The following is a 9416-nucleotide window of genomic DNA, read 5'->3' as shown; positions in this document are numbered from 1 at the left end:
AGCGCCAGATCGCAGCCGAGCTTGGCTACGATATCGTCCATCACCGGATGGAACTCTACTGCCGGAAGCGGACCTAGCCCCCCGCCTTCAAACAGTCCTCACCAGCCGCAGCGCATCATAGATCGCCGCGTGGGTATTCCGGGCCTCCACCGCATCCCCGATCCGGAACAGCTGGAACCCCTCGACCGCCGGCTGCGGCTTCCCGTCGATCAGGGCACCGTAGTCCACCGCCCCCTTGTTCCCCGAAGCCGGCTTCAGTTGGAAATACAGATCCGCCAGCGGCTGCGTCCCGCAGTTCACCACCACCTGATCATAGACCGCCGTCTTGGTCAGCTTCATGTAATCCGACCCGATCACCGCCTCCAGCTGGTTCCCCGCTCGCCGCACCGCGTCCAGCTTGTAGGTCACCGTGAAGGTCACCGCCTTGTCCTGCAGCGCGCGCATGTAGGGGACCAGGTTCATCCCCATCACCTCGGGCGAGAAGCTGCGGTCGCGGGTCATCACCTCGACGCGCGCCCCGGTGTCTGCAATTATCTGAGCCGCTTGCAGGGCCGCATGGTCGCCCGCGTCGTCGTAGATCAGGACGTTCGTCCCCGGCTTCACGTCGCCCGACAGGATGTCCCAGGACGACACCACAAGATCATTGCCCGCCGCCAGCAGGTCCGTCTGCGGCAGCCCGCCCGTCGCGATCACCACCACATCCGGCTTTTCGGCCAGCACATCAGCCGCCTCGGCCCAGGTGTTGAAGCGGAACTCCACCTCCTTGGCCGTGCACTGCGCCAGCCGCCAGTCGATGATCCCGATCATCTCGGCCCGCCGCTTGGTCTGCGCGGTCAGGCGGATCTGCCCGCCGGGCTGACTGGCCACTTCGAAGACGACGACCGAATGCCCCCGCTCGGCAGCCACCCGCGCCGCCTCCAGCCCCGCCGGACCAGCGCCGACGACGACGACCTTCTTCTTCACCGCGGCCGCCGCGATCTCGTGCGGCTGGGTCTCTTCGCGCCCGGTCGAGGGGTTGTGGATGCACAGCGCCATCCCCCCCTGATAGATCCGGTCCAGACAGTAGGTAGCCCCGACGCAAGGCCGGATGTCGTGCTCACGCCCCTCGACGATCTTCCGCACGATATGCGGGTCGGCAATGTGCGCGCGGGTCATGCCAACCATGTCGACCTGACCTGTGGCGACCGCATGCCGTGCCGTGGCCACATCAGGAATCCGCGCGGCGTGCAGGGTCGGCATCCCGACCTCGGCCTTGATCCGCCCTGCAAAATCCAGATGCGGAGCCGAGCGCATGCCCTGCACCGGGATCAGGTCGGTCATCGCCGGGTCGGTATGGATGCGGCTGCGGTTGATGTTCAGGTAGTCCACCAAGCCACTGTCACGGAAGATTTTTCCGATGGCGACACCTTCCTCGATGTCGATCCCGCCTGGCTCCATCTCATCGACGCCGTAGCGCATGCCGATGATGATTTCAGGCCCCACCTTCTTCCGGATCGCCGCCAGAATTTCCATCGTCAACCGCGCCCGATTTTCCAGACTGCCGCCATAGGGGGCGTCCAGGGTGTTCGTCAGGGGCGACATGAACTGGTCGAGGAGGTGACCGTGGCACATGATCTCGATGCCGTCGAGACCGGCTTCCTGCATCCGTTCGGCGGCATCCACATAGTCCTTGATGATGCGGGCGATGTCCCAATCCTCGGCCGGTTTCGGCGTGGCGCGGTGGGCGGGTTCGCGTTCGTGGGTCGAGGAGACGACGGGCAGCCAGTCGCCCTTGTCCCAACGCGTCCGGCGGCCAAGGTGCGACAGTTGGATCATCACCGCGGCGCCTGCCTCATGGCAGTCATCGACCAGACGCTTCATCCACGGCACGATCTCATCCTTCCAGACGAGGAGGTTGGAGAAAACCGGCGGGCTGTCGCGGCTGGTGCTGGCGGACCCCGCCGTCATCACCATCGACACCCCGGCCTTCGCGCGTTCCAGATGATAAAGCCGGTAGCGGTCTTTTGGCATCCCGTCGTCACCATAGGCCGGTTCGTGGCTGGTGGTCATGATCCGGTTGCGCAGGGTCAGGTGCTTCAGCTGGTAGGGCTGCAGAAGGGGATCGTTCGACATGGGTTCGACCTACCTGGAAGGGATACAGCGATGCTAGATCGGCGTCCTGCCTCGCGCAACAGGAAACTCGACACATATGTCGAGTTTGGGCAGTCTTGTGTTGGGGCCGCTGGCAAGCCTAGGGTAGGGCATGACGATGGAACGACCGGAACGCGGCTGGCGGGGAACGCCGGATATCTGGCTGGATGCGGCCTATGACCTTCTGGTCGAAGGCGGCGTCGACGCGGTCAAGGTGATGCCGCTGGCCGAACGGCTGGGCCTGTCGCGCACCTCGTTCTACTGGCATTTTGCCGACCGCGAGGCGCTGTTGTCAGGGTTGGTGGACCGGTGGCGCACCCGGAACACCGTAAACCTGGTGGCCCGCTGCGAAAGCCCCGCCGCGACGATTTCCGAGGCGCTGCTGAACCTCTTCGACTGCTGGTACGACAGCGACCTCTTCGACAGCCGCTTGGAATTCGCGATGCGGACCTGGTCGCTTACGGACGCTTCGGTCGCGGTGGCGATGTCCGAGGCGGACAACGTCCGGGTCACTGCCATCACCGGGCTTTTCCGTCGCTTTGGCTATGGCGCGACCGAAGCGGACACGCGGGCGCGGACGCTGTACCTGACACAGGTCGGCTATATCGCGCTGCGGTCGGAGGAAAGCCTGCAAGTCCGGATGGACCGCGTGCCGCCCTATGTGCTGACCTTCTGCGGCGTCGCCCCCAGCGAAGACGAAGTGGCTGCCTTCCGCAAGCGGCACGGGGCCAGCTAGCCCCGCGCCCATTCGCGTCCTATTCGGCGGCGTGCGGCTTTGGCGCGTTGCGGACCAAGGCCGCCTCCAGCACCGAAATCCGGTTCTGCAGCACCGCCACGTCCACCTGATTGCGCGCCAGACTGTCGGCGACGATCAGCGGGTCGGGGGCTTCGCGTTCGACTTCCTTCTTGCCGATGAAGCGGCCAAGGATCCACGAGAAGAAGCGCGACAGGTCGTCCATCGCCAGATACATCGACGGCACGACCACGAGGCTCAGCACGGTCGAGACGATGATGCCGCCCATCACGGCGATGGCCATCGGCGCGCGGAACGCCCCGCCTTCGCCCACCCCCAATGCCGAGGGCAGCATGCCTGCCGACATGGCGATCGAAGTCATCACGATTGGCTGGGCGCGCTTGTGCCCGGCCTCGATCACCGCGTCGATCCGCTTCATGCCGCGCGCCCGCATCTCAATGGCGAAGTCGATCAAGAGGATGGCGTTCTTCGCCACGATCCCCATCAGCATCAGGATGCCGATCAGGACGGGCATCGACAGCGGGTTCTGCGTGATGATCAGCGCCGCCGCCACCCCGCCCACGGACAGAAGCAGCGAGAAGATGATGGTGACCGGCTGCAGGACGGAGTGGAACAGCAGAATCAGCACGAACATCATCAGAAGGACGCCCAGCACCATGGCGTTGACGAAGCTGACTTGCAGTTCGGCTTGGGTTTCTGCGTCGCCCGAAGGCGTAATCTTGACCGAAGCGGGCAAGTTCAGGCCTGCAAGGATCTCTTTGAACCGCGATGTTGCCTGATCAAGGACAAAGTCCGGCGCGATGTCTGCACCAAGCGTGGCCATGCGCTCACGGTTGAGTCGCTTGATCGCCGACGAGCCTTCCGTCACTTCGATGGTCGCAACAGCGGACAGCGGAATGGGTCCCGCGTTCGAGTTGACTTTGAGAGCCGAAATCCGGTCAAGGCTATTGCGTGAGATTTCGTCCAGTTGGACCCGGATCGGGATCAGACGGTCGCTTATCGAAAGCTTGCCAAGTGCAGCCGAGATATCGCCGATGGTTGCCACCCGCACGATGGCAGCGATCTGCTGCGCACTTACGCCGAGGCGTGCAGCCTCGTCAGGGTTGGGGGTGATCTGAACTTCCGGTCGAGGAAGCGACGTTTCGGCAAAGCCGTTCTCGATCTCGGGCATGGTTCGGATTGCGGTTTCAATCTTCTGCACGGCAAGATCGAGGTCCGCGGCGCTGTCCGACACGATGTCAAAGCTGAACGGGCGCGCTCCACCACCAAAGGGTGAGGTTTTGTAGGCCCTTACATCGGGCACTTGCCTCAGAGCAGCGAAGACCTCGGCCTCGATCTCGATCTGCGGACGCAGCCTGCCCTCGGAGGGAATTTCGGGGATGAAGGAGCCTATGCCGGGCAAAGCGCGGCCAAGGTCGATGAGCTTGCGTTCCAGCCCGTTGTCGAGACGGTCGAGGACAATGGTAAATGTCGCTCGGCGGATGTCGCGATCGCCAAGCGGAGTTGAGCCGCCGATGACAAGAATGGATTTCACCCCGTCGATATCTTTGACTGCATCGCGCATCGCATCGGTGGTTGCGGCGGTGTCGTCCAAAGTCGATCCGGGCGGCAGTTCGACCGACGCGACGATACGGCTTTCATCTTCCGGCGGGAACAGGCTGCCGGGGACCTGCAGCATGGCGAAGACCGAGAAGATCACCACGACCACGGCGACGACGACGGTGATGTAGTAGGTCGGCAGGGCCAGCCAGGGCCAGCGCCTGGACCGATAGACCTTGGTCGTCATGCGCACCATCCGCAGATAGCCGCGCATGAAGAGGCCGTCCTTGTGCCCCTCGTCATGGCCGACCGCATCGGTGGACCGCATCAGGTAGGCGGCCATCATCGGCGTGATCAGTCGGGCCACAAGCAGCGAAAAGAGCACGGCAATCGCGACGGTCAGGCCGAACTGTCGGAAATACTGCCCCGGAATACCCGGCATGAACGAGACCGGCACGAAGACCGCGACGATGGTGAAGGTCGTGGCGATGACGGCCAGACCGATCTCATCCGCGGCCTCGATCGCAGCGCGGTAGGGCGTTTTGCCCATCCGGATATGTCGGGCGATGTTCTCGATCTCGACGATGGCATCGTCGACCAGGATACCCGTCGCCAGCGTCAGGGCCAGGAAGCTGACCAGGTTCAGCGAAAAGCCCAGGAGGTCCATCAAGAGGAAGGTCGGGACCGCGGACAAAGGCAGCGCGATGGCCGAGATCAGCGTCGCGCGCCAGTTGCGCAGGAAGGCCAGCACCACCAGAACGGCCAGCAGCGCGCCTTCCAGCAGCGTGTGGATCGCGGATTCGTAGTTGCCGTAAGTGTAGAAGACGGAATCGTCGACCATGGTGATGGCGACGTTCGGGTTCTGCCGGCGCAGGTCGTCGACCACGGTATTGGTGATCTCGGCCACGCTGACTTCGGACGCGCCCTTGGACCGGAACACCAGGAAGGTGACACCAGGTTCGCCGTCGATGCGGGAAAAGCTCTTCAATTCCTCATAGCTGTCGATGACCTGGCCCAGATCGGACAGCTTGACGAACCGCCCCGAAGGCAGTGCGATCGTCGTTGCCGCAAGGGATTCGACCGTCCCGCTGTCCCCAAGGGTCCGGATGACCTGTTCGCCATTGCCAAGCTCAAGCTTGCCCGAGCCGAGGTTGGCGTTTGTCGCGGCAATCTGGGCGCTGACGGCCTGGGCGGTGACGCCATAGCTGTCCAGCCGCACGGGGTCGAGCTCGATGCGAATCTCCCGGTCTGCCCCGCCGATCCGAGTGACGCGGCCGATGCCCGGCTTGCCCTGCAAAGCGCGGGTCACGGTGTCGTCGACGAACCAGCTGATCTCTTCCATCGTGAGGTCAGGCGCGGTGACCGAGAAGGTCATGATCGCCTGGCCTTCGACGTCGATGCGGGTGACGATGGGCGCCTCGATCCCGCCGGGCAGATCGCCCCGGATCTGGTCCACCGCGTCCTTGACGTCCTGCACGGCCTTGTCGGTCGGCACTTCCATCCGGAACTCGACAACCGTCGTGGACAGCCCGTCCGTCACGGTCGAAGTGACCCGCTTGGCACCGGTCAAGCCGGCGACAGCGTCCTCGATTTCCTTGGTTACCTGGCTTTCCATTTCCGCAGGTGCTGCGCCGGATTGCCCGACCGAGACGGCGACAAGCGGCACGTCGATGTTCGGAAACCTGGTGATCGGCAGGGCGTTGAAGCTTTGCCAGCCCAGCACCATCAACAGAAAGAACGCCAGCAGCGGGGCGACGGGATTGCGGATCGACCAGGCAGAGAAGTTCATCGCGGTGACCCTCAGTTCGTGCCGGCCGACGCGACCACCGGATTGATCCGGTCGCCCGCGCGGACAAAGGCACCAGCCTTCAGGACAACCAGATCGCCTGCGGCCAGCCCGCCGGTGACCTCGACCATGCCGCCGTCACGGATGCCGGTGGTGACCGGGACACGCTCGACCACGCCGTCCTTCACCCGCATCACCGCGCTGCCGTCCAGGTTGGAACCGATGGCGGTCACCGGCACCGCCAGAACCTCACGCTCGGCCGCCAGGATTTCGGCTTCGACGAACATGCCGGAACGCAGATCCCCCGCTTCATCCACCTGAATGCGGGCGCGTCCCAGGCGGGACAGCGGGTCGATCGTCGGCTCAACCAGCCGAACCGTGCCCTGCAGCGCCTCGGCCATGCCGATTGCCCGCATGTTGGCCTTCTGACCAGGGGCAAGCCGCATCAGGTCGGTCTCCGAGACATCGGCCCGAAGTTCCAGCGCCGCATCGCGGGTGATCACGAACATCGGCTGCCCCGCCGCCGTGGCAACCGCGCCGATCTTGGCATTCCGCGCGATGATCTTGCCCGCGACGGGGGCCTTCACCTCGGTCCGCGACAGCAGAAGGTCGACGTTCTCAAGCCGCGCTTCGGCCAGGGCCAGCTGGGCCCGCGCGGATTCCAGACCCTGCTGGGCCACATCGACCCGCGCATTCGCACCGGTTTCATTCGCGTTCACGGTGTCCAGCGTCGCCTGTGGTGCCGTGCCGCTTTCGCGCAGCTTCGCCGTGCGCTCGACCACGCGGGCGGCCTCGGCAGCAGCAGACTGGGCCTCGACCAGCTGTGCCTCGGCCTGCGAGATCGTCGCGCGCGCCGCAGCCAGCGAGGCGACGGATTCGGTCTTTTGCAGATCAAGCGACGTCCGGGACAAAACGGCCAGGACCTGACCCTCGGTCACCATGTCACCCACATCGACCAGCAGGCTTTCCAGCGGCTGGCCTTCGACCAGCGGCACGACCTGCACCTCCTCTATCGCCGCAATCAGGCCCGAGGCGATGATCCGGTCAGAGAGCCGTTGCGAGACAACCTCGGTGACCGAGATTGCAGGCAGGGCAGGGGCCGGCGATTCTGCGGCGGCTGCCTCTTCGGCGGCGGCGGGAAGCGTGAAGCTGCCAGAGGCGAGCATGGCGGCAAGAACGGAGACAAGAATGACGGTCGGGCGCATGGGGTCAGCCTTCTGCACGGTCGCTGGAGACATCAAGGAGGATACGGTCGATCAAGGCCACCACCTGCGCTGCAAGCGCGGGACTGGCCGGACCGCATTGGGCAGTTCGGGTCGCCATTGCCTTCACCAGCATCACCAGCATCTGGCATTGACCCTCATATCTCTTCCGGGCATCTTCTATGTTACGCTTCGTAACATGAGCGAAGATTGCGGACAACATCGAAACAATCGACTCTTCCATCTGCCGCGCCGCTTCGCCGATCTCGGGCTTGCGGATCGCGGCGGCGGTGATTTCGGCCCAAAGCTGGCCGTCCTTCATCGACTCTTCGGAAAAGTGGTTCAGGATCCGGTCCCGCAGGCAGGCCATCGGCTTGTCCGAGGTCTGGATCTCGCTGAACTCACCCTGGATCTCCGCAAGGTCATAGCCGCACATCGCCACCACGATCGCGGCTTTCGACGGGAAGTAGCGGTAGAAGTTGCCGACACTCATCCCGGCCGCGCGGGCAAGGTCCTGCATCGAGGCCCCGTCGAATCCCTTTTCGGCGAAAGCCTGCCGGATCGAGGCAAGGATTTCGTGGCTGCGCTCTTCGGCGGCGGGGGCTAGGACGGATGACATGTCGGGCAGCTTGGCTGGGAATGAACGTTCATTCACTGCAAATAGCGACAGTTTCCGAAACGTCAAGCAGGAATACGCGGCATCGCAGCGTTCGGATGTCTTCGGCTTCACTTTTCCGGGGATTTCGCCCAAAGGAGCGGCACAACAGGGGGGTATTGCATGGCCACGGGCTTTGGATTCACAGTTGCGGCGACTGAAGGTGCTGCGCGGACCGGGGTGATCAGCACGCCTCGGGGCGAGATCCGGACCCCGGCCTTCATGCCGGTCGGCACCGCCGCGACGGTCAAGGCGATGCTGCCGGAAAGCGTGGCCGCCACTGGGGCCGATATCCTATTGGGCAACACCTATCACCTCATGCTGCGCCCCACGGCTGAACGGATTGCGGCCCTTGGCGGCCTGCACCGGTTCATGAACTGGCAAAAGCCGATCCTGACCGACAGCGGCGGGTTTCAGGTCATGTCACTGGGACCGCTGCGAAAACTGACCGAGGAAGGCGTGCGCTTCTCCTCGCACCTTGACGGGTCCAAGCACATGCTGACCCCCGAACGCAGCATGGAGATCCAGAAACTGCTTGGGTCGGACATCGTGATGTGCTTCGACGAATGCCCGGCCTTGCCTGCGACCGAGGCTGAGGTGGCGAAGTCGATGCGCCTGTCGATGCGATGGGCGCAGCGCTCGCGCGATGCTTTCGGCGACCGCCCCGGGCACGCCCTCTTCGGCATCATGCAGGGTGGGGTGACGCAGGAGTTGCGCGAAGAATCGGCCGGGGCGTTGAAGTCAATCGGCTTCGACGGCTACGCAGTTGGCGGCCTGGCTGTGGGTGAGGGGCAAGAGGCGATGTTCTCGGTCCTTGACTACGCACCCGGTTTCCTTCCGCAAGACAAGCCGCGCTATCTGATGGGCGTTGGCAAGCCAGATGACATCGTTGGTGCCGTCGAACGCGGCATCGACATGATGGACTGTGTGCTGCCATCCCGGTCGGGCCGGACGGGACAGGCATGGACGGCACGGGGGCAGGTCAACCTGCGCAACGCCCGCCACAAGGACGACCCGCGTCCTTTGGAGGAGGGCTGCCAGTGCCCCGCCTGCCGCAGCTACTCCCGCGCCTACCTGCACCATGTGGTGAAAGCGGACGAGATCATCGGCTCGATGCTGCTGACCTGGCACAACCTGCACTATTATCAGGTGCTGATGCAGGGGTTGCGAGACGCGATTGCAGGCGGCAACCTTAAGGCCTTCGTGGCGGAATTCCATTCACGGCGGGCCGAGGGGGATGTGGAGCAGGTTTGACGAAAGCCTTTCATTCCCGGCTTGCACCCGTTCACACAGAGGTTCATTCTTCCGAACCAAAGCAGAACTTGAATCCTACCGCCGGGGACCACAAGT

Annotated in this window: 6 protein-coding genes; 2 read left to right on the top strand and 4 right to left on the bottom strand. The window is 64.0% G+C overall.

The genetic code is table 11. The features are described from left to right. Nucleotides 1–87 precede the first annotated feature (87 nt). Complete coding sequence (locus Q0C42_RS18945; protein ID WP_295079708.1) at nt 88–2112, bottom strand: NADH:flavin oxidoreductase; 2025 nt, start codon at nt 2110–2112, stop codon at nt 88–90. A gap of 130 nt (nt 2113–2242) precedes the next feature. On the opposite strand from Q0C42_RS18945, the gene Q0C42_RS18940 reads away from it, so the two are divergent. Then, nucleotides 2243–2866: a TetR/AcrR family transcriptional regulator gene (locus Q0C42_RS18940; RefSeq protein WP_295079706.1), complete on the top strand. Its 624-nt coding sequence runs from the start codon at nt 2243–2245 to the stop codon at nt 2864–2866. A gap of 19 nt (nt 2867–2885) precedes the next feature. Here the strand turns inward: Q0C42_RS18940 and Q0C42_RS18935 are convergent, their stop codons facing one another. From Q0C42_RS18935 to Q0C42_RS18925, 3 genes are read right to left on the bottom strand one after another with little or no spacing between them, the layout of a single operon-like run. Next, nucleotides 2886–6212: an efflux RND transporter permease subunit gene (locus tag Q0C42_RS18935; RefSeq protein WP_295079703.1), complete on the bottom strand. Its 3327-nt coding sequence runs from the start codon at nt 6210–6212 to the stop codon at nt 2886–2888. Between the two features lie 11 nt (nt 6213–6223). Then, on the bottom strand, nt 6224–7414 hold the full coding sequence (locus tag Q0C42_RS18930) for an efflux RND transporter periplasmic adaptor subunit (RefSeq protein ID WP_295079700.1): 1191 nt from the start codon (nt 7412–7414) through the stop codon (nt 6224–6226). 4 nt (nt 7415–7418) lie between these two features. Then, on the bottom strand, nt 7419–8030 hold the full coding sequence (locus tag Q0C42_RS18925; RefSeq protein WP_295079697.1) for a TetR/AcrR family transcriptional regulator: 612 nt from the start codon (nt 8028–8030) through the stop codon (nt 7419–7421). A 159-nt stretch (nt 8031–8189) separates the two neighbouring features. On the opposite strand from Q0C42_RS18925, the gene tgt reads away from it, so the two are divergent. Further along, entirely contained in the window at nt 8190–9320 is a 1131-nt protein-coding gene (tgt, locus tag Q0C42_RS18920) for a tRNA guanosine(34) transglycosylase Tgt (RefSeq protein ID WP_295079693.1), read from the top strand. Nucleotides 9321–9416 lie beyond the last annotated feature (96 nt).

The sequence above is a fragment of the Tabrizicola sp. genome, from assembly GCF_022842145.1.
Lineage (GTDB): Bacteria > Pseudomonadota > Alphaproteobacteria > Rhodobacterales > Rhodobacteraceae > Tabrizicola.
Note: the sequence above shows the minus strand (reverse complement) of the source record. Positions and strands in the feature narration are given on the sequence as shown.

What these genes read in the sequence shown, in the direction of transcription:
- Q0C42_RS18940 (WP_295079706.1), top strand. Translation starts at nt 2,243, where the DNA reads ATGACGATGGAACGACCGGAACGCGGCTGGCGGGGAACGCCGGATATC.
- Q0C42_RS18935 (WP_295079703.1), bottom strand. Translation starts at nt 6,212, where the DNA reads ATGAACTTCTCTGCCTGGTCGATCCGCAATCCCGTCGCCCCGCTGCTG.
- Q0C42_RS18930 (WP_295079700.1), bottom strand. Translation starts at nt 7,414, where the DNA reads ATGCGCCCGACCGTCATTCTTGTCTCCGTTCTTGCCGCCATGCTCGCC.
- Q0C42_RS18925 (WP_295079697.1), bottom strand. Translation starts at nt 8,030, where the DNA reads ATGTCATCCGTCCTAGCCCCCGCCGCCGAAGAGCGCAGCCACGAAATC.
- tgt (WP_295079693.1), top strand. Translation starts at nt 8,190, where the DNA reads ATGGCCACGGGCTTTGGATTCACAGTTGCGGCGACTGAAGGTGCTGCG.
- Q0C42_RS18945 (WP_295079708.1), bottom strand. Translation starts at nt 2,112, where the DNA reads ATGTCGAACGATCCCCTTCTGCAGCCCTACCAGCTGAAGCACCTGACC.